This is a genomic window from Micromonospora sp. CPCC 205561, assembly GCF_036906775.1.
Taxonomy (GTDB): Bacteria; Actinomycetota; Actinomycetes; order Mycobacteriales; family Micromonosporaceae; genus Micromonospora.
In genome coordinates, this window is record NZ_JBAKHV010000010.1 from 86419 (window position 1) to 105795 (window position 19377).

Here is a 19377-nt window from a genome sequence, read left to right on the forward strand (position 1 = left end):
GGGACTGGCCGTCTCCGCGACCGAACCGGACGGCGACGACGCCCTCGATTACGTCGCCGCGCGCCTGATCAGCGGAAAGCTCACCGGTCGACCCGTCGAGGAGACCGTGGACCTCGGGCGGATCGAGAAGGCGGTCCGCGAGATCCTCATCGCGGTCGGGGAGGACCCGGACCGCGACGGGCTCCAGCAGACGCCGGCCCGGGTCGCCCGCGCGTACGCCGAGCTCTTCGCCGGGCTCCGGGTCGACCCGTCCCAGGTGCTGAGCACCACGTTCGAGGCCAACCACGAGGAACTGGTGCTCGTCCGGGACATCGACGTGATGAGCCTCTGCGAGCACCACCTGCTGCCGTTCCGGGGCAGTGCCCACATCGGCTACATCCCGGGGCCGGACGGCCGGATCACCGGCCTGTCCAAGCTGGCCCGGCTGGTCGAGGTCTTCGCCCGCCGGCCGCAGGTCCAGGAGCGGCTCACCTCGCAGATCGCCGACCTCCTGATGGAGCGGCTCGCGCCGCGCGGCGTGCTGGTGGTGCTCGAGTGCGAGCACATGTGCATGGCGATGCGGGGCATCCAGAAGTCCGGCGCCCAGACCATCACCTCCGCCGTACGGGGCAGTCTTAAGCGCGACGCCAAGTCGCGCGCCGAGGCGATGGCGCTGATCCACCGCTGACCGGCACCGGCCGGCCGTCCCGCACCCGGGCCGGCCGGCCGTCGCGCGTCAGCAGACCCGCGCCGACCAGACCCGCACCACCCCGCCGGCACCGCCGGGCCCCGGCACCGCACCGTCCCGCCGGCACCGCTGGGCCCCGGCACCGCTCAGCCCCGCCGGCACCGCTCAGCCCCGCCGGCACCGCTCAGCCGGCCAGCATCGCGAGCAGCAGGCCCGCGCTGACCAGCACCGCCGGGACCAGGCACACCAGCGCCCCGAGCCGGGCGGTGCGGTCCACCCGGCGACCGTCCGGCGGCGGGAACAGCCGCCCGACGCCGACCCAGCCCGCCACGAACGCCACCGCCGGCATCGGCAGCCCGCAGATCAGCGCGGCCACGCTCGCCACCCCCGTGCCGGTCGCCACGAAGAGGGCCACCTGGAGGACCGGCACCAGCAGCGCCAGCGGCGCGTACACCAGCAGGTTGCGTGGGCGCGACGGCCAGGCGGCCAGGCGGGGCAGCCCGCGCGCGGCCAGCGCGGCGTCCGCGGCGTCCGCCTGGCCCCGGGCGGCCCGGAGCGCGGCCAGCACCGCCGCCGGCCCAGCCGCCATCGACCGGGTCGCCTCGGTCAGCTCCGGCGGGGTGGGAACCAACGAGATCGCCGGTACGCCCCGCTCGCGCAGCCGCCCCTCCTGCGACGCCAGCCGCGTGCGTACGGCCGTCAGCTCCTCCCGGGCGGCCTGCACCGACCGGGCCTGCTCGCCGGCGGCGGTGGTCGCCTCGCGGCGTACCCCGTCGAGCTGACGGGCGGCGGCGAGGTACTCGATCCACGCCGCGGAGACCGGGTCCGTGTCCCCGTCGACCCCGGCGGGCCCGCCACCCTCGGCGCGCCCCGTCGACGGGTCGGCGCCGGAACGCTGGCGCCCCGGTCCGGCGTGCGCCCCCCTGGTCCGCGCCCCGCCGCGAGTCATGCCGCCTCCCCCTCCTCGGCGAACGGCACCAGCACGGTGCCCTGCTCACCCGGGCCGTCCCAGAGCACCGCCCGGCCGGGTCGGGGCCGCCACTGCACCGGCCGGCCGAAGACCGACGTGAGCTGGGCGCCCGGCAGGTCCACCACCGCCACGGCGGCGAGCTTCTCCACCTCGCCCTCGGGCTCGAGCAGCGCCGCGAACGGCGGGGCAGTGCGCCACCGGCCGAGCAGGTGCCGGCCAGCCGGCGGACCCTCGCGCAGCAGCGCGCGCAGCCGCTCCACGGGCAGCTGCGCCGGCGTCGGCACGTCCACGCCGAAGACCACCAGGTAGGCCGGCTCGGTGTCGTCCAGGGCGGCGAGCAGGCCGGCGAGGTCCACCGTCTCCACCGGATGCCGCCCGGCCAGCTCGGCCGCCAACGCCTCGGCCAGGGGGCGGCACTCCTCGTCCGGTGCGGCGATCACGAAGCGGGCCGTGCCCGGCGCGTGGTGGGCCGCGGTGGAGCGCGCCGCCGTCGCCAGTAGTCGGGCCGCGCCCGACCCCGGACCGAGCACCGCCAGGTTGCGACCCGGAGCCGGCCCGAGCGGCACCGCGACGGTGCTCCGGGGTACGTCCAGCGCCCGGCCCAGCAGGGCGGCGGGACCGGGCGCCTGCCCGGCCAGCGCGGCCCGGTGCCGGGGGTCGTTGCGCAGCAGGGGGCGGGCGTAGCCGGCGAAGACCACCGGCGGGCCGACGCCCTCCGGGCGGGCCGACCAGAGCCGGCGCCGCAGCTCCTCCACCGTGTCGGGATGGTCCTGCGGGTCCGGGAAGTGGACCATCCGCTCGTGCCCCCGGATGGCGCCCCGGGGCCCGCCGAGCCCGCCGGCGGTGTTCACCACGGCGCTGCCCACCGGTAGCCCGGCCGCCGAGTCGTTCGTCGGCTCCAGCACCGCGCCCCCGCCCGGCAGCGCCACCCGCACCGGGAACTGCCCCAGCACCGAGTCCCGGTCCGTACGCGAGCCCAGCCCCAGGTCGCCCTCGCCGGCCAGGACCAGGTGCACGCCGTACGCGCGCCCGGTGCGGGCCAGCGCGTCCAGCCGGGCGGCGGCGTCCGCGGCCAGCCGGTCCCGCTCGGCGAAGAGCATCGGCAGGCTGTCGAGCACGCAGACGATCCGGGGCATGGCGCGGTGCTGCCGCAGCTCCGCGAAGCGCTGCCCGCCGGCCCGGCCGCCCGCCTCCTCGCGCCGTCGCACCTCCGCGGTCAGCTCGTCGAGCAGGCTCAGCACGTACTCCCGGTCCGCGGCCATCGCGGCGGCCCGCACCTGCGGGATCCACGACCGGTCGCGCTCGGTCTGGAGGAACTCCACGAAGGACTCGCCGTCGGCGAGATCCACCAGGTAGAGGGCGAGCTCGTCAGGACCGTACCGGGCCACCAGCCCGAGCAGTGCGGTGGTGAGGAAGGTGGACCTGCCCGCCCCCGAACGGCCGCTGACGAGCCAGTGCGGCGTCAACTCCGCGAAGCCGAGCGAGACGGCACGGCCGCCGGCGTCGCCGACGGTCGTGGTCAGCCCGTCCACCCCGCTCGCCGTCCACGGTTCCTCGTCGGCCCCGGGCAGCAGGTCGGTCAGCGCCAGCCGGGAACCGGCCTCCACCTGCGCGCCGAGCCGCCGGCAGATCGCGTCGACGAGTTCGGCCGGCGGCTCGGCCTCGACGAAGACCGGCGAGTTGAGCCCGCCCGGAGGACCGGCGGCGGGGGCGGCGTACGACCCACCCGGCGGATCGCCCAGCAGCGCGTACGCGGTACGGACCGCCAGCGTCGTGGTCAGTGGCAGCGGCTCCCGGTCGCCGTGCGGGCCCGGCGCGGGCCAACCGGCGACGACGAGGTGCAGCCCGGCGGCCGGGCCCGGCGCGGCCAACGCCTCGATCCGGGCCAGGTCGGTGGCCCCCGTCGACTCGGGCAGCGCGGCGATCACCAGCAGCAGCGTACGGTCGTGCCGGCGCCGCCCGCTCGTCCCCGGAGCCACCCACTGCTCCGCCTCGGTGAGCACCGCCCGCAGGCCGGCGACGTCCACCGCGGGGGGTGGCAGCAGACCCGCGTCCGCGAGCGGCGCGAACGGCGCGAGGACGGCGCCGGTCGCGTCCACCGCCCGGACCAGCAGCGCCCCGGCGGGGGTCGCCGCCAGAACCCGCAGCAGTACGGCCCGGAGCAGCCCCGCCACCCGGGAGTCCCGCGCGTCGGCGTCCACCGAGAGATGGCCCGTGCCGAGCAACGGCACCAGTGCGGGGAACCGCGCGTCGTCCAGCGGCGCCGCGGTGCCGACCCGGACGAAGGGCGGCGGCCCCTCGCCGGCCGGGACGGTCGGCGCCATCGTCTCCAGGGGAGCGCCCGCCCAGTCCGGCGCGAGTACCGCCGCCGCGACCCGGAGGCGGTCCGCCAGCTCGTACTGGCGGCGCTGGTCGGCGGGGGCGGGACGGGTGTCGTCGAGGACGCCGGCGGCAGCGGTCACCGCGGCGGCGGCCCGCCGGTGCAGTGCGGCGGCGCGGTTCGTGCCTGCCTTCGGACCGGCCACCGCGTCCACCCCCTCTGCCCGAGGTCGGCAACCCCTCCCCGCGCAGAGACGGTATCCCAGGCGGGACGACTCGTCCGGGATGCGCCACGGCACTGCGCCGGTGTTGTCGCGGAACTCACCAATGGGGAGCGGTCCGTCACGATCCGCTGGATCTGGGGCATTGGGTCTACCGCGCCCAGCCGCTAGCCTCAGAGGGTGGAATCAGTGCAGCCCCCCGCCGGTTCCCAGGTCTCCCGCGTACCGGCGCAACGGCCCCCCTCCGACCACCTGGCCCCGCCCTCGACGGCCCCGGCGCCGGAGCGGCCCCGACGGCGGCTGCGCACCGTGGTCACCGTGGTCGTGAGCGTCGTCGTGGCGCTCTGCCTCGGCGGGGTGGCCGCCGGATACGTGCTCTACCAGCGAGCCGCCGCGCCCGATCGGAGTGCACCCGACGTGGTGGTGGACAACTACCTCCGCGCCTTCCTCGTGGACCGCAACGACACCCGCGCCGACCTCTTCACCTGCGCCAAGAGAGAGGGAAACAGCCCTCTACGGGCGTTACGCGATGACCTGGTTGTACGTGAACGGCGATTCTCGACTGCCTTCATGATCAGCTGGGGCAGCCTCCAGGTGCAGAAACAGGGCGAAAGTGCGGAGGTTCGGGTTGACCTGATCGTTTCTGCTCATGTGGATGGGATTTCCCAGAGTGACCGGCAGTCGTGGCGATTCACGACCCGTCTCGAAGACGAGTGGCGTGTCTGCTCGGGAGATAGGGCTGCCTGAACCGCTATTCGATCCAGAGCAGGTGTACCGGAATTTCCAGCGTGCTCGGGGATTGACCCCGCCAGGCCCAGCGGTACCACTCCACCTCCGGGGTCACCCGGACGCAGATGTCGCCTTCCGCACCGGAGTAGGTCTCGGTGACGGCCCGCAGGTCCCGATGCTCGACGGAATCGACCACGTGCACCACCCGGCGACCCGTGACGGCGTCCGCCTCGAAGACCGGAGTCGGCGCGCGGTGCGCGGGAGCGTCCAGGGAGACCAGGCGGACGCCCGCGTCGCGGTCTGCCGGGACGACGAGCTGCCGGACCCCGACCGTCTCCACCCAGACGCGCTCCACCGGCACGAGGGGCGCGAAGACCTCCACCTGGTCGGACTCCGCGCGGTACCACTCGTGCTCGGGGATGACCGGCACATAGGTCCGGCTGCCCTGCACCACCCGTTCGTCGGCGCGCAGGTCGCCGCGCCAGCCCAGGCCGGGCAGCCCGACCAGGACACGTTGCCCCCGCAGCTCGACCCGGGCGGTGGCCGGCACGATCTCGATCGGTCGGGGGGGCTGGGGCGCCCAGTCGGGATGGTCGGCGAACGGGTCGGGAAGCGGATCGTTCATGACGGCGTGCGTCTCATCCCGCGCGCTTGAGCGGCGCGCCTCGCGAGCGCATGAACGGCACCGGGTCGATGGCGCCCCGGCTGCTCCGGTCCCCGTCCTCGTGCACCTCGTAGTGCAGGTGCGGGCCGGAGGAGTTGCCGCTGCTGCCCACCTCGCCGATGACCTGACCGGCCTCCACGAGCTGACCGACGGAGACCCGGGGCTTGCTCGCCATGTGGCAGTAGCGGGTCACGAACCCGCCGGCGTGCAGAACGTCGACGAACCAGCCGCAGCCGCCCTTGTTGGGCCAACCGTCCACGTTGCAGCTGAGCCGTCCGCGGTTGTCCGGGTCGCACCGGGACACCAGCACGCGGCCGGTGGCCGCGACCCGGATCAGGGTGCCCTTCGGGGCGCCGATGTCGACCCCGTTGTGCCCGGGTCGGCTCGCCGTACGGAAACCCGAGCCGACGCCGCCCGGAATGGGCGCCGTCCAGCCGGAGGAGGCGATCCGCCCGCCGGCGGCGCGGTCGCAGGCCTGCTTCCCCTCGACCAGCACGACCCGGGCGGCCCCGCCGGCCAGCGCGTTGACGATCCGGGAGGCGAGTTCCTCGTGCTTGGCGTACGCGTCCGGGAAGGCGCTGATCTGTACGGCCTGCGCCGCCCGGGTCAGCGACATCCGCTCCCAGCCGGGCACCTTGACGAGCTTCTCGTAGAACTTCCGGGCCGCGTACTCGGGCGTCATCCGCTGTGCGACGCTGCCCCAGCCCGCCCGCTGTTGGAAGAGGCCGACGGAGTCGTGGTCGGCGCCGATGCCCTCGTTGGGCAGGTTCTCGGACTGGCCGACGGTCCGGTTCGCCAGATTGAGAAGTCGGGACTCCTGCATGGCGGTCGCCACCGCGACCACCCAGCCGCGGGGCGGCACCTTCATGTCCTGCCCGACCTTGATGATCCGCGCGGCGTTTCGAAGCTGCCGATCGCCGTACTGGGACATCCGAGGCATGTTTCCCCGGACGTCGACGCGCTGGTTCTCCCTGCACTCCATGCTCGCCGGGGTCACCCGGTCACCCGGGTCTCCGCCCAGTTCGGTGAGGAAGAAGGCGCCGGCACCGCCGGTGCAGCAGAGCAGGGCGAAGACCGCCGTCAGCGCGGCGGCCAGGGCGCCGAGCCGGACCTGTCGGCGGGGTCGGGTCTCGTCGCTCATTGCTGCTCCCAGTCCACCGCGTCCACCAGCCACCGCCCGTCGGGCGCCACCAGTTCGAGACGGAGCCGTCCCGAGTCGAGCGGGACGAGCACCTCGACGAAGTTCTCGGCCCGGGCCCGGAGCGTGACCTGCCCGGCCACCTGCCGGGCTGGTACGTCCGACGGGTCGGCGCCGGCCAGCTTCTCGGTCAGGGCCGGCGTCGACAGGGGGCGCATGCCCTCCTGCCACCGGTCCGCCGTGAAGCCGGGCCCGCCTAGCCAGGCGGCGACGAAGCGTTCGGCGGTCTTCTCCGGCGTCAGGTCGCCGGGCCGGGTGACCGGCGAGGGGGGCGCACCCGTCGAGAACGCCCCGTCGTCACCGGCGGTCGGGGCGACCGTGGTGATCGGCTGGCTCGGGCGGTTGCTCAGGCCGGCCGTCGGGTCACCGGGGCCCGAGACCAGCCGCGCCGCCCCGATGATCCCGAACACGACGACGGCGATGCCGATCGCGACGCCGAGCCGGGACCGGAGCACCCGGGTGAACAGGAATTCGACCGCCCGACGCACCGCACTCACCGCGCCTCGGAGCGGATCCGCGGAGTGGGCCGCTCCGGCTCACGTTCCGCCGATCCGGGACGGTAGATGACGAACGACGGGTTCTCCTCCGGCACGTCGGGCTCCGTCCAACTGGCGGGTTGCCGGCGTCGGGGTCGGGGCGCGACCGGGCGGGAGGCGCCCTGCTCCTTGGCCGGCGGCTCCGCCTCGGTGGCCTGCTCGCGACCGTCGGGCCGCTGCCGCTCCCCACCGGCGCGGGGGGCGGCGTGTGCCGGATCCTCCCGCCGGGCCTCGGGCCGCAGGACCGTCTGTTCCGCCACGACGGCACGCCGCCGCCCCGTCGCCGGCTCGACCGTGCCACCGGGCTCCGCCACGTCGAGCCGCGCGGCCGCACGCATGTCCCGGAAGAAGCGCCGGTGCCAGGAGCCGGCCGAGCTGACCGCCTCGCTGCTGTCCTTGCCGCCGAGCTGGGTGATCCGCCGGTAGGGCCGCAGCAGCAGCCAGCCGACGACCCCGCAGAGCCAGACCAGCACCACCTGGAGCCAGCCGGGCAGGGTGGGCGTGCTCATGATGAGGTCGACCGCGAATAGGTAGATGGCGGCACCGGTGCCGAAGATGGCGATGTTGAAGACGGCGGCCACCACCGCGTTCGCCAACCGCCGCAGCCCGGCGCTGGCCGGGCGCATCAGGCCCACCGTGCCCAGGATCGGCGCGGCGATCACCGCCCAGCGGAAGATCAGGAAGCCCAGCAGCACCAGCAGCGACGCGGTCAGGTCGAACATCGCGAAGAGCACGGCGGCGAGCACCGCGATGAAGCCCGCCCCCACCCGGTCCATGTCCCGGACGCCCTGGAGGTACTCGTACGCTTCCGGGTCCTCCTCCTTGATCTGCTGCGCTACCCGCGCCCACTGTTGCTGCTTCGCCTTGATGGTGGCGCCTCGCGTGGCCGGGTTCGACCGGAGCTTCGCCGCCTCCTCCCACGAGAGCGACTTGGCGTCGTAGAGGGCTGCGCCGTACTTCTTCGCGGTCTCGCTGTCGGCGGAACCGAGCACTCCCCGCAACCAGTTGCGGTAGAGCATTGCCTCCGTAGCCGTGTCACTGGCGCGAACGGCGGGCGGTCGCTTGTCGACGCAAGCATCGGGATTTGGTAGAGCGCATTTATCGGCTGGGATGTCCTTCGTCGCGGGGCCGACGGCGTCGTGGACCACGCCCAGGGTGCTGACGAGGGTGCCGTCGGCGATGTTGGCCGACTTGACCGGCCAGGCGGCCAGGGCGGTCACCGCCACCATCACCAGCAGGGCCCAGCCCGCGGTGGTCATCGCGTTGCTCATGTCCGACTGACGGGAGCGCCAGAGCAGGTAGAGCCCGACCACGCAGAGCGTGACGATGCCGAAGACGCTGAACACCTTCTGGTAGACGGCCTTGGTCGCCTGGTCGACCAGCGGGTCCGCCCAACCCCACATGGAACGCGGGTCCCAGGCGCGCTCCCGCAGCGCGTTCGACGCGCCCACGATCGCCGTAGCGATCATGAATTCGCCGTTGGCGACCGTGTTGGTGAACTTGTAGTCGGGATGCAGCACGGGGGTGGCGCAACCGCTCTCCACGTCGTACGTGGTGTAGCTGTATCCGGCGTAGCCGTAGTCGCTGTAGAACCCCTTGGGGCCCGGCAGCTTGGCCGACTCCGGGCGGGAGGCGAACCATCCGGCGAGCCCGGAGTCGGGTGCACCGGGGGTCGGCGCGTTGCGGCACTTGACTTCCGTTTCCGAGACTTCCTTGAGTTTGCCGACGCAGGTGCGGAAGTCGGCCTGCCACTCCTGGGTGGTGCAGAGGTCGGCCCGGGCCTGGGCCGGCAACGGCGCCGGGGCGGCCGCGGCGGCGCCTACGGCCGGCCAGCCGATGGTGGCCCCGGCGAGTACGCCGAGCGCGAGCAGGAACGCCGCCAACCGTGCCCGGGCCCGCGCCATGTCACGCCTCCATGTTCGGCAGGATTGCCGGCAGTACACCGGCCGCCGCGGCGATCGCGGCGGGGGTGGTGTCGAGGTGGTTCAGCAGGCCGTCGACGTACGAGACGTCGACCCGGACCTTCTGCACCCGCCCGTCGACGTCCCGCATCACGAACTCGCGGAAGCCCAGCCGGGCGGCGCTGGTGGCGTCGGCGGTGGAGAGGGAGGCCAGGGTGGCCTCGTAGCCGTCGTTGACGGGTACCCGCAGCAGCCGTAGCGCCTCGGAGGCGATCTCCGCGTCCTCGGCGATCCGGCCGACGAAGACGGTGGAGACCAGGTTCTGCACGTCGAGGCCGAGGATGTCGCGCGGGTTCTGCGAGGCCACCAACGCGGCCAGGTTCCACTTGCGGGAGTCGCGGGCGAGCCGGACCAGGAACGACCGTCCGGAGCGCCAGCCCTCCATGAAGTGCGCCTCGTCCAGGCCGACGAGCTTGCGCGACGACATCGAGCCGCCGTAGCAGCGGCGTACCGCGAGCCGGTGCGCGGTGTGCAGCATCGGCAGGGCCAGCGCTTCCTCGGCGGACCAGTACTCCCGCTCGATCTTCAGGTCGGGCAGCCGCAGCCCGGCCATGGTGATCACGGTGAGCGCGGCGTCCGCGCCGAGCAGCCCCTCCGGCGGCCGGCCGAAGAAGAGCATGGCGAGCGGCATCTCGGCCGTGTCCAGCAGCAGGTTGGCCAGTTCCTTGCCGGCGTCGTCGTCGAGCTGGCTGAGGCAGGCGACCACGTCGTCCAACGTGGACGTCTCCTCGGCCGGCACCTGGCGTACGGCGTGCCGGAAGAGAGTCGCGGTGGACGCCTCGCGGGCGACCTGCGGGGGCACCAGCATCATGCAGATGTCCTGCACCAGCATCCGCCGCTCGGCGCGGGCGTTGGAGACCGCGATCTCGAACTCCCGGTCGCCTGCCGCCCCGCTGCCGAACTCGCTGCGCAGCGGCGTCGGGATCAGCGAGTACGGGGCCAGTGTGCCGTGCTCGGAGCCGGTCAGGTTCAGCACCCGCGCGTAGGGGCGCAGCTCCGGCATGGCGCAGAGTCGGGCCAGCGGGCCGGACGGGTCGAGCAGCGTCACCTGGACCCCGCGCCGGGCCGCCAGGTAGCCGAGGGCGCCGAGCAGGGTGGACTTGCCACCGCCCGGTTCGGCGACGAAGACGGCGAGCCCGGAGCGTTCGCGTACCTCCATCGGGAAGTGCAGGTCGAGGAAGACGGGCCGGCGGCAGGTGCCGGCGGTGCGCCCGATGAGGTCGCCGCGCCGGTCGCCGACGGTGGAGGCGGCCTGCGGCAGCGCGGCGGCGAGCAGGTTGACCGGCATCCGCCGGACGTAGCCTGTGTTGGCGATCGGCTCGCCGGGGATGAACTCGCGGGCCAGCCAGTCCTGGTTCTTGGGGTGTTGCAGCGAGATCCGCAGCTCGCGCGAGTAGAGCTGGATCAGGCGGCGGGCCCGCTCCAGGCACTCCTCGCGGGTGCGGCCGCCGACGGCCAGGCGGTGCCAGCCGTGCGCGCGGGCGGAGTCGACCGGGAGCCCGGTGGTCATCTCGTCGCCGATCACGAGGGCCCGCTTGGCCAGCCGCTCGAGCTCGGGCGGGGCGTCGATGCCGTGCTCCGCGTAGTCGAGCTGCTGGGAGCGGATCATCCGCAACCGGTGTTCGAGGTTGCGGAAGGAGTCGCCCGAGCCGAGGATGTCGACCCGGGTGGAGAGCTCCATGGGCCAGGGCAGCCGCTCGTGGAAGTGCAGCCAGGGCTCGTGCCGCTCGGGGATCTCCAGCGGCTCCATCCGGCCGACGGCCAGGACGGCGACGTGCCGCTCCTCGCCGGTCATCCGGTTGACGAGCTTCACCGTGGAGCCGTACGGGCTGCGGTAGCGCTCGACCTGCTCGGTGAGGGCGAGCAGGTCGCCGCGTTCCCACCGCCCGTCGGTGAGCGGGGAGAGCTGGCCGGGGGGCGCCATGCAGAGCGCCACCGAGCGGTAGAGCAGCCACTCCAGCTCCTGCGCGGTGACCTGCCGCCCGCGCATGCCGAACGCGCCCAGCACCTCGTCGAACTGCTCGACGGTGCGGCCGAGCTTGCGGCGTTCGCCCTCGGCGACGCCCCGCCCGAAGGCGCGCAGCAGCCGCTCGGTGAGCGAGTCGCCCAGGGACCGCCGGGCGAAGGTGACGCCGAGGTAGGTCTGCCCCTCGGCGTGGTTGACCGAGAGCAGGTGCCGCTGCGCGGCCACCAGGTGGTCGCCCCAGCCGGCGGTGCCGGCAACGTCGGGCAGCGGGGCGGGGGTGTGCGCGTCGATGGTGCGGGCCCACTCGTCGGCCGGAAACGGCCGGGTGGTGCGCCGCAGGTGCAGCCGGAAACCGGCCAGCCCGGCGTACTGCTCGGAGATAGCCGAGAGCAGCGCCTCCCGTTCCGCGTCCGGCCGGAACGCCCAGCGGACCTCGGGCAGCCAGTACCAGGCGGTGACGGTGTTGGGGGTGAAGGTGAGGTGGCCGGCGATCTCGGTGATGGCCAGCTCGACCGCCGGATCCCGATCGCCGAACTTGATCTTCGGGGGCTTGACCCGGGCCGGCTTGACGGGCCGGTCACGCTTCTCGGCGGAGCGCTGGCGCGGCGCCGCCACCTCCCGGCCGGCCCGCTCCGGCGGTCGCTCGCCCGAGCGGCGGGACGGCCGTGCCGGCGCCGCGTCGGGTGCCGGCGCGAGCGACGCCGCGTGCGACGGCGGTGGGTCGAGCGGCGTGGGGTGCCCCGGTGCCTGGGGCGACGGCGGCGGGTCGAGCTGCGCCGGGTACGCCGGCACCTGGTGGTGCGGCGGTGGGTCGAGCGGCGCCGGGTGGGACGGTGGCGGATCGACCCGCGCCGGTTGGTGGGACGGCGTTCCCGTCGCGCCCGGCGGCGGGGCCTCCGCCGGCGGGTGCGGCATGGGTAGCCGGTCGTTGGGCTGCTGCGGCACACGGGAGCGTGCGGGCGGCCGGTGGGGCTGGACGTCCACGGGGTAGGGGGCCGCTCCCGGGACGGCCAGGTCGGCCGCGTCGGCCGTTGGCTTCGCCCGGGCGGTCGGCGGCAGCACGGCGGAGGGCGGCGGGGCCGACTCGATGGCGGCCGGCTGCTGCGGGCCGTGCGGCTGCTCGCGCCCGGGGCCCCGCTGGGAGGGCGTCGACCGCGTGCTGCCGGGGCGGGCCCCACCGAACAGGTCGAGGAAGGGCGAGTCGATGTCGGCGCTGTCGCCGGCGGCCTGCGGCTCGGGCGGCGGCATCCGGCGCTGCATCGGCCGGGGCGCCTGGAAGACCCCGACGCCGCCCTGCCCGGGCGTCGTCACGAGGGCCGGATCCAGGGTGACCTCGTCGGACTCCGGCTCGTCGGGGTAGTCGAACGACCGCGCACGGTTACCGTGCGGTGCGGCCGGGCGCCCTGCCGGGGAACCCGGCGTGGAACTGCGATTCATGCGACCGCCTCACCCGCGTCGTTCGACTGCCTGGTCGACGTGCGACCGGTCATGCCAGTTCCTCCCGGATCCTGATCCGACTGCCGACCAGGCGGGGGTCCCGCTGTTCCGCGGCCGGCTCCCGCGTCCGTCGCCAGTCGGTCAGCGCGGTGCGGATCACCATGCGCGCGGGCCGGTCCGGATCGACGTGCCGGAAGATGAACGAGGTGCTCACGATCGCGAGCGCGATCTCCCAGGCGGGGAAGAGCTCGACCTGGAACGTGAACAGCCAGTGGATGAACATGTAGAGGGGCACGAGCAGCATGAACAGTCCGTACTGGGCGTACGGCAGGTGGACCGGCAGGGTGTAGCCGGGCGGCCCGAGGTAGACCAGGCGAGCCCGGTAGATGTCGTCGTCGGTGCGCAGCCGCATCTCGTGCCCGCGCCTATTCGAAGATCAGGTCGATCAGGTAGTCGCCGATGAAGAACAGTGTGGCGGCTCCGGCGATGAAGGCGAGCCCGACGATGGCGATGGCCGAGCTGGTGAGCACCTTGGAGATCTCGCCCCGGCTGGCCCGCCCGATGAAGATGACCCCCAGGACGGCCAGCAGGATCGGGGCGATCTTGCTGGCGAAGAAGGTGACGACACCCTCGGTGTCGATGCCCTTGGGAGCGGGCTCGGCGAGTGGAGTCGAGGCCAGGGCGGAGAGCGTGTGGGCGGCGGACGTCGCCGTCTCCATCAGCTCGATGGCGATCACTGGAACCTCCCCAAGTCGCGGCCGGCGGCGCCGCGGTGGTGCAGTAGGCATGCCTGGCGGGAACGACGCTCCCTGTGCGTAGCGTCGGCGACGCTACGTTCGTTACCCACCACGGAGGGTGGTGAGCTTTGGGCGGATTTTCCCGCTTCGGCCCTCCCTCCAGGCTTCGCCATCTCGATGCCGGGCAATTCCAAAGGGTACGGGCAGGCACTCTTTGCGACAAGCCGCGAGGAGTCTGCCCGATACCACCTCGGCGACCGATCGTACACCTGTTCGAATGCGCATGTCACCGCCCTCGACCCGGCTGGCTCGGCGCACCCCGGCCGACCGGTACCGTCTAGCCGTGACCGATCTGGTGCGGGCCTCGACCCCGGTGGTGATGGGCGTCCTCAACGTCACGCCCGACTCCTTCTCCGACGGCGGACGGTACGCCGACCTCGACGCCGCAGTCGGACACGGCGTGCGGCTGCGGGCCGACGGCGCGCACCTGGTGGACGTCGGTGGCGAGTCGACCCGGCCCGGCTCCGACCGGGTCGACGCGGAGACCGAGACGGCCCGGGTGGTCCCCGTCGTCCGGGAGCTGACCGCCGCCGGCGTGCCGGTCAGCATCGACACCACCCGCGCCCGGGTCGCCGAGGCGGCCCTCGCCGCCGGCGCGGCCGTGGTCAACGACGTCTCCGGCGGCCTCGCCGACCCCGACATGGCCCGGGTGGTCCGCGACGCCGGCTGCCCGTGGGTGCTGATGCACTGGCGGGGCCACTCCCGCGAGATGGGGGAGCTGGCCCGCTACACGGACGTGGTGGCCGACGTCCGCGCCGAGCTGGGCCGGCGCGTCGACGAGGCGCTGCGGGCCGGAGTGCGGGCCGACCGCCTCGTCATCGACCCCGGGCTGGGCTTCGCCAAGACGGCCGCGCACAACTGGGAGCTGAGCACGCGCCTGCCCGAGCTGCTGGACCTCGGCTTCCCGCTGCTCTTCGCGTCCAGCCGCAAGTCCTACCTGGGTCGGCTGCTGGCGGGTCCCGACGGCGTTCCCCGCGCCACCGACGACCGCGACGTGGCAACCGTCGCCACCAGCCTGCTCGCGGTCGCGGCCGGCGCCTGGGGCGTACGCGTGCACGACGTCCGGGCCACCGTGGACGCCCTCGCCGTCTGGCGGGCCACGGGCGCGCCCCGCCTGACGCCCGCGGCCGACGGGGCCCGGGCGGGGGCCGACGCGGCGCGGAGCGCCGTCGAGCACGGAGGAGAGCGATGACCGACCGGATCCAGCTGACCGGCCTGCGGGCACACGGCCGGCACGGGGTGTACGACTTCGAGCGCGCCCAGGGCCAGGACTTCGTCGTCGACGCCGTCCTGGAACTCGACCTCGCCCCGGCGGCCCGCTCCGACGAGGTGGGCGACACCGTCCACTACGGCGAGCTGGCCGAGCGGCTGGTCGCGGTGGTCACCGGCGAGCCGGTGAACCTGATCGAGACCCTCGCCGACCGGCTGCTGACCGTCTGCCTGGCCGACGCCCGGGTCGACGCCGCCACGGTAACCGTGCACAAGCCGGAGGCGCCCGTCCCGCACGCCTTCACCGACGTGGCCGTCACGGTGACCCGGCGGCGGGACCGGTGACCCGCGCCCTGCTCTCCCTGGGCAGCAACCTCGGCGACCGGCTGGCGCACCTGCGCTCGGCCGTCTCGGCGTTCGGCGACGGCGTGCTCCTGGTCTCCGGCGTCTACGAGACCCCACCGTGGGGGGACGCGGACCAGCCCGCGTACCTGAACGCCGTGCTGCTGGCCGAGGACCCGGCCGCGGCCCCGTACGACTGGCTGGAGCGGGCCCGGGCGGCGGAGCGCGCCGCCGGGCGCACCCGCGACCCGCGGCGGCGCTTCGGGCCGCGCACCCTCGACGTGGACGTCATCGCCGTGTGGACCGACGGCGACGAGCCGGTGCTCAGCGACGACCCCGAGCTGATCCTGCCGCACCCCCGGGCCCACCTGCGGGCGTTCGTGCTGCGGCCGTGGATCGACATCCAGCCGTACGGCCGGCTGCCCGGGCACGGCTGGCTGACCGACCTGCTCAACACGGCTCCGGCGGCCGACGACGCGCTGGATCTGCGCCCCCGGCCCGATCTGGCGATAGAGTCGACGCCATGACCAAGTGGAGCCGGCCGGCATGACGCAGGCGCAGTCCCCACGACCGGGCGGGGCGGGGCCCGACCGCTCACGGATGGGCCCCACCCGGATCTCCACCCTGGTGGTCGCCGGTCTCGCCGCCGCCGCGGTGGCCTGGCTGCTGATCAGCAGCTTCTACTACGACTACCTTCCCGAGTTGCCCTGGCTGCCGGTGGTCACCCTCGCCGCGCTCGCGGTGCTGGAGGCGTACGCCGCGGTCAACACCCGGGGGCGCATCGAGCGCCGGCCGGGCCGCGAGCCGGTCAACCCGCTGCTGGTCGCCCGGTTCGTGGTGCTGGCCAAGGCGTCCGCGCTGGCCGGCGCCATCTTCGCCGGGGCCTACGCCGGGCTGACCGGCTGGCTCCTCGTGGAGCGTACGGACGCCGCGATGGGCGACCGGCCGATCGCCGGAGCCGGCCTGCTCGCCGGGCTGGCGCTGGTGGCGGCGGCGCTCTGGCTGGAGCGCTCCTGCCGGGTTCCGGAGCGGGATGACGACGAGGACCGCGAGCCCGACGGCCGGGAGGGCCGCCCCGGTCCGCGCTGATTCAGGGGGTTACGCCCGCCCCCGCGCGCGGGTACGGTGCCTGCGACCGGAGAGCAACGCCGCCCCGGTCCGCCCGCTCGTCGGACCTGGGCGGCGGCCACATGGGAGGCGGCGCCATGGGCTACGACGAATCGGGGCGCGGGTCGTCCGCCGAGCCCTCGTCCGGCATACCCGCCTCCGTGCTGGAGAACGTCTTCGACGACCCCGCGCACGGGGAGCCCGGCCGGGACCGGCTGGCCGTCCACCTGGTCTGGGAATCGCTGCTCCTGGCCGGGCTGGGCACCCTGACGTACCTGCTCTGGCGGGAGGACCCGGCGGCGCTGCGCGGCGACGGGCTGCGTTCCCTGCTCCTCGACGCGGTGGTGCTCGGACTGCTGGCGCTGGCCGCCGCGTTGAGCCTGCGGACCGCCGCGGTGAACCTGGCGCTCGGCCCGGTGGCCGTCGCCGCCGCGCTGCACATGGCCGAGCAGGGCGACCGGGGCGCCGGGGGCGCCGTCGGGCCTGGCCTGGCCGTCGCCGCGCTCGCCGGGCTCGCCCTGGCGTTGGCCGTGGTGGTGCTGCACGTCCCCGGCTGGGCGGCCACCCTCGCCGGCGCGGCCGGAGTGATCGTCTACGTCGAGCAGCGCTCCGCGCCGGTCCTGCCGCAGGGCGACTACGATCCGGGACGCGACGCGCCGTACCTCTTCGCCGGCTTCGCGGCCGTCGCGCTGCTCGGCGGGCTCTTCGGGGCGGTGCGGGCGGTCCGCCGGCTGGTCGGTCGGTTCCGTCCGGTCGTCGACCCGGCCCGCCGCCGTGGCGTGGTGGCGGCCGTGGTCACCACCGGCGCGCTCGTCGTCTCGACCGTGCTGGCCGCGCTGGCCGGCATGCTCACCGCCACCCGGGACGCCGGGCCGGTCGCGCCCGACGTCGGGCTGGACTGGACGGTGCTGGCGGTCGGGGTGGCGCTGCTCGCCGGCACCAGCGCCTACGGCCGCCGGGGCGGCGTCCTCGGCACCCTGCTGGCGGTCTGCCTGGTCACGGTCTTCCTGGCGTACGCGCGGGCCCGGGGGTGGACCGTGGACCGGTGGGCGGTCGGCGCGGGAACGCTCGGCGTCGGGCTGCTGGTCACCCGGCTGGTCGAGGCGTACGGGCGGCCGGCGACCGGTGCCCCGGCCGAGCCGCGTCGACCCGTGGACGGCCCGACCGGCGCGGGCTGGTCGGCGCCCCCGGCGGACCCGGTCGGCGACTGGCCGCCGGCCGTGCCGACCCGGTCCCCCGAGAGTCCCGTGGATCCGTGGAACGCTCCCCGGTGGGAGACCGGCCCCCGCCACTGGGACGCGGGCGACCGGTGAGCCGGTGCCGCGTCCGCCGGGCCGGGAGTGATCTCGCCGGTTAGGCTCGGCGGCATGACCGACACACCACCGACCTCCGCCGGCCCGTCCTTCGAGGAACTCGACGCGCTGTCCACCGAGGAGCTGCGGGAGCGGGCGTTCGCGGTCGCCCGGGAGCGCCACGACGTGCGCTTCTTCTGGTCGGTACTGCGGCACCTGCCCAACGCGGACGAGGCCGCCGCCCTGGACGGCGCGCCCAACTCGGTCGGACCGACGATCGACGAGGCGGCGGCGCTGTGGCGGGAGTTGACCGGCCACGGCTACGAGGAGTCGGCGCCGCTGCTGCGGGCCGCCTTCATCGACTACCTGATGAAGCACCCGCGGCGCTGACGACGACCGGCGGGCCCGGAGAGGTTTGCCCCCCGCGGTCGGCCGGGAACTGACCGGATCATGGCGCTGACCAACTCGTCGCGGACCGGCGGTCGTTACGGGACGGCGGCGGGCACGGGCGCGCTCGCCGCCCTCCTCCTGGTCGCGGTGTGCGGCAGCCCGGCGTACGTCGGCTGGGCCGCGGGCACCGACCCGAACTCCGCCGGCGGCTGGTACCTGCAACTGCTCTCCTGGCCGGCGTGGCACTTCGACGGCGACGGGGCGACCGGCGGCCTGCTCGTGGCGAACCTGCGGGCCGTCCTGCTGGTCATCCTCGCGGCGCTCTTCCTCTACCTGCTGCCCGCGTCCCAGGTGGCCCGGGTGCAGGGCTCGGGGACGCAGTTCTTCTCCGGCTGGGCCGCGTACGTACTGGCCAGCGGCTTCGCCTCGCTGCTCGCCGCCTTCCTCGGCCCGGAACCGTCGCTGCTCACCGCGATCCAGTCGGCCGGCACCGGCGCCACGTACGGCTTCCTCTCCGGCTGGATCATCGGCGTCGCCAGCCTCGGCGGTCGCGCCTGACCCGGCCGGCCCCTATCCCTCGGACCGGCCGAGTTCGAGCAGCCGCTCCCGGCTGAGCACGCCGACCGGCCGCCCGTCCTCGGTCACCACCACCCGCTGCGCGGTCGAGGTGAGCAGCACCGCGAGCGCGTCGTACGCGGAGCCGCCCAGCGGCATCGTCGGCAGGCCGTCCACCCCGGCCGCCGGCAGCGCCTCGACGACCTCGCCGGTGACCGGGGTGACCGCCAGCCGCCGGATGCCCCGGTCGACGCCCACGAACTCCCGGACGAAGGGCGTGGCGGGCGAGCCGAGCACGGCGGCGGGGGTGTCGTACTGCTCCAGCCGCCCGCCCTCGGAGAGCACCGCGATCCGGTCGCCCAGCCGGACCGCCTCGTCCAGGTCGTGGGTGACCAGCACGATGGTCTTGCGCACCTCGGCCTGCAACCGCAGGAACTCCTCCTGCAACCGGGTACGCACGATCGGGTCGACGGCCGAGAACGGCTCGTCCATCAGCAGCACCACCGGGTCCGCGGCGAGCGCCCGGGCCACCCCGACCCGCTGCCGCTGCCCGCCGGAGAGTTCGTGCGGGTAGCGGCGGCCGAACGTGCCGGGGTCGAGCCCGACCAGTTCCAGCAGCTCGTCGACCCGGCGGCGGCTGCGCTGGCGCGCCCAGCCGAGCAGCCGGGGCACGGTGGCGACGTTGGCGCTGACCGTCTGGTGCGGGAAGAGCCCGACGTTCTGGATGACGTAGCCGATCCGGCGGCGCAGCCGGACCGGGTCGACCCGCGTGACGTCCTCGCCGTCCAGCAGGATCCGCCCGCCAGTGGGCTCGATGAGGCGGTTCACCATCCTGAGCACGGTGGACTTGCCGCATCCGGAGGGCCCGATCAGCACCACCAGCTCACCGGCGGCGATGTCCAGGTCCAGCTCGCGTACGGCCTCGGTGCCGTCCGGGTAGCGCTTGCGGATGCCCTCCAGCGTGATCGACGCCGCGCGCGGCTCGGCGAGGTCCGTGCCCTCCGGGGTAACGTCCAC

At 74.7% G+C, this 19377-nt stretch carries 19 protein-coding genes; 9 read left to right on the top strand and 10 right to left on the bottom strand.

Going from position 1 to position 19377, the window contains the following annotated elements; all coding sequences use genetic code 11:
• The first annotated feature begins 4 nt into the window (after positions 1–4).
• Complete coding sequence (folE, locus tag V6V16_RS08790) at positions 5–667, top strand: GTP cyclohydrolase I FolE (protein WP_334561338.1); 663 nt, start codon at positions 5–7, stop codon at positions 665–667.
• 184 nt (positions 668–851) lie between these two features.
• Here the strand turns inward: folE and V6V16_RS08795 are convergent, their stop codons facing one another.
• Positions 852–1616, bottom strand: a complete 765-nt coding sequence (locus V6V16_RS08795; protein WP_334561277.1) for a hypothetical protein — start codon at positions 1614–1616, stop codon at positions 852–854.
• A complete protein-coding gene (locus V6V16_RS08800; protein WP_334561279.1) occupies positions 1613–4171 on the bottom strand; it encodes an FtsK/SpoIIIE domain-containing protein in 2559 nt (852 codons plus the stop codon). The genes V6V16_RS08795 and V6V16_RS08800 overlap by 4 nt, the downstream gene beginning before the upstream one ends.
• Positions 4172–4366: 195 nt before the next feature.
• Between V6V16_RS08800 and V6V16_RS08805 the strand changes: the two genes are divergently transcribed.
• Positions 4367–4924 carry a hypothetical protein gene (locus V6V16_RS08805; RefSeq protein ID WP_334561340.1) on the top strand — a complete coding sequence of 186 codons (558 nt, stop codon included), beginning with the start codon at positions 4367–4369 and terminating at the stop codon, positions 4922–4924.
• 4 nt (positions 4925–4928) lie between these two features.
• Here the strand turns inward: V6V16_RS08805 and V6V16_RS08810 are convergent, their stop codons facing one another.
• Genes V6V16_RS08810 through V6V16_RS08840 form a run of 7 tightly spaced genes read right to left on the bottom strand, consistent with a single transcriptional unit; the run spans position 4929 to position 13405 of the window.
• Positions 4929–5531, bottom strand: coding sequence for a hypothetical protein (locus V6V16_RS08810; RefSeq protein WP_334561281.1), 603 nt, complete (start codon positions 5529–5531; stop codon positions 4929–4931).
• A 13-nt stretch (positions 5532–5544) separates the two neighbouring features.
• Positions 5545–6711 (bottom strand): M23 family metallopeptidase, encoded by a 1167-nt coding sequence (locus V6V16_RS08815; protein ID WP_334561283.1) that lies wholly within the window; start codon positions 6709–6711, stop codon positions 5545–5547.
• A complete protein-coding gene (locus V6V16_RS08820; RefSeq protein WP_334561285.1) occupies positions 6708–7265 on the bottom strand; it encodes a hypothetical protein in 558 nt (185 codons plus the stop codon). The genes V6V16_RS08815 and V6V16_RS08820 overlap by 4 nt, the downstream gene beginning before the upstream one ends.
• A complete protein-coding gene (locus V6V16_RS08825; protein ID WP_334561287.1) occupies positions 7262–9208 on the bottom strand; it encodes an MFS transporter in 1947 nt (648 codons plus the stop codon). The genes V6V16_RS08820 and V6V16_RS08825 overlap by 4 nt, the downstream gene beginning before the upstream one ends.
• Position 9209: 1 nt before the next feature.
• A complete protein-coding gene (locus V6V16_RS08830; protein WP_334561289.1) occupies positions 9210–12668 on the bottom strand; it encodes an ATP-binding protein in 3459 nt (1152 codons plus the stop codon).
• Between the two features lie 49 nt (positions 12669–12717).
• On the bottom strand, positions 12718–13080 hold the full coding sequence (locus tag V6V16_RS08835; RefSeq protein ID WP_334561291.1) for a hypothetical protein: 363 nt from the start codon (positions 13078–13080) through the stop codon (positions 12718–12720).
• A gap of 13 nt (positions 13081–13093) precedes the next feature.
• Positions 13094–13405, bottom strand: coding sequence for a hypothetical protein (locus tag V6V16_RS08840; protein WP_334561293.1), 312 nt, complete (start codon positions 13403–13405; stop codon positions 13094–13096).
• Between the two features lie 343 nt (positions 13406–13748).
• Between V6V16_RS08840 and folP the strand changes: the two genes are divergently transcribed.
• The 7 genes from folP (at position 13749) to V6V16_RS08875 (ending at position 18363) form a co-directional block, all read left to right on the top strand.
• Positions 13749–14657 carry a dihydropteroate synthase gene (gene folP, locus V6V16_RS08845; RefSeq protein WP_334561295.1) on the top strand — a complete coding sequence of 303 codons (909 nt, stop codon included), beginning with the start codon at positions 13749–13751 and terminating at the stop codon, positions 14655–14657.
• Positions 14654–15019 carry a dihydroneopterin aldolase gene (gene folB / locus V6V16_RS08850; protein WP_334561297.1) on the top strand — a complete coding sequence of 122 codons (366 nt, stop codon included), beginning with the start codon at positions 14654–14656 and terminating at the stop codon, positions 15017–15019. The genes folP and folB overlap by 4 nt, the downstream gene beginning before the upstream one ends.
• Positions 15016–15543 (top strand): 2-amino-4-hydroxy-6-hydroxymethyldihydropteridine diphosphokinase, encoded by a 528-nt coding sequence (folK, locus tag V6V16_RS08855; protein ID WP_334561299.1) that lies wholly within the window; start codon positions 15016–15018, stop codon positions 15541–15543. Before folB ends, folK begins: the two co-directional genes overlap by 4 nt.
• A gap of 19 nt (positions 15544–15562) precedes the next feature.
• Complete coding sequence (locus V6V16_RS08860) at positions 15563–16105, top strand: DUF3180 domain-containing protein (RefSeq protein ID WP_334561301.1); 543 nt, start codon at positions 15563–15565, stop codon at positions 16103–16105.
• Positions 16106–16206: 101 nt separating this feature from the next.
• Positions 16207–17436: an ABC transporter permease gene (locus V6V16_RS08865; protein WP_334561303.1), complete on the top strand. Its 1230-nt coding sequence runs from the start codon at positions 16207–16209 to the stop codon at positions 17434–17436.
• Positions 17437–17490: 54 nt separating this feature from the next.
• Positions 17491–17805, top strand: coding sequence for a hypothetical protein (locus tag V6V16_RS08870; RefSeq protein WP_334561305.1), 315 nt, complete (start codon positions 17491–17493; stop codon positions 17803–17805).
• Positions 17806–17865: 60 nt separating this feature from the next.
• The gene (locus tag V6V16_RS08875; protein ID WP_334561307.1) at positions 17866–18363 is read left to right on the top strand and encodes a hypothetical protein; all 498 of its coding nucleotides are present in this window, start codon (positions 17866–17868) and stop codon (positions 18361–18363) included.
• 12 nt (positions 18364–18375) lie between these two features.
• On the opposite strand, the gene V6V16_RS08880 is transcribed toward V6V16_RS08875, so the two are convergent.
• Entirely contained in the window at positions 18376–19377 is a 1002-nt protein-coding gene (locus V6V16_RS08880; RefSeq protein ID WP_334561308.1) for an ABC transporter ATP-binding protein, read from the bottom strand.

Excerpts from the sequence above, each read along its gene's own strand:
- V6V16_RS08865 (WP_334561303.1), top strand. The coding sequence starts at position 16,207 with ATGGGAGGCGGCGCCATGGGCTACGACGAATCGGGGCGCGGGTCGTCC.
- V6V16_RS08870 (WP_334561305.1), top strand. The coding sequence starts at position 17,491 with ATGACCGACACACCACCGACCTCCGCCGGCCCGTCCTTCGAGGAACTC.
- V6V16_RS08825 (WP_334561287.1), bottom strand. The coding sequence starts at position 9,208 with ATGGCGCGGGCCCGGGCACGGTTGGCGGCGTTCCTGCTCGCGCTCGGC.
- V6V16_RS08810 (WP_334561281.1), bottom strand. The coding sequence starts at position 5,531 with ATGAACGATCCGCTTCCCGACCCGTTCGCCGACCATCCCGACTGGGCG.
- V6V16_RS08835 (WP_334561291.1), bottom strand. The coding sequence starts at position 13,080 with ATGCGGCTGCGCACCGACGACGACATCTACCGGGCTCGCCTGGTCTAC.
- V6V16_RS08830 (WP_334561289.1), bottom strand. The coding sequence starts at position 12,668 with ATGAATCGCAGTTCCACGCCGGGTTCCCCGGCAGGGCGCCCGGCCGCA.
- V6V16_RS08875 (WP_334561307.1), top strand. The coding sequence starts at position 17,866 with ATGGCGCTGACCAACTCGTCGCGGACCGGCGGTCGTTACGGGACGGCG.
- V6V16_RS08860 (WP_334561301.1), top strand. The coding sequence starts at position 15,563 with ATGACGCAGGCGCAGTCCCCACGACCGGGCGGGGCGGGGCCCGACCGC.
- V6V16_RS08795 (WP_334561277.1), bottom strand. The coding sequence starts at position 1,616 with ATGACTCGCGGCGGGGCGCGGACCAGGGGGGCGCACGCCGGACCGGGG.
- folB (WP_334561297.1), top strand. The coding sequence starts at position 14,654 with ATGACCGACCGGATCCAGCTGACCGGCCTGCGGGCACACGGCCGGCAC.
- V6V16_RS08815 (WP_334561283.1), bottom strand. The coding sequence starts at position 6,711 with ATGAGCGACGAGACCCGACCCCGCCGACAGGTCCGGCTCGGCGCCCTG.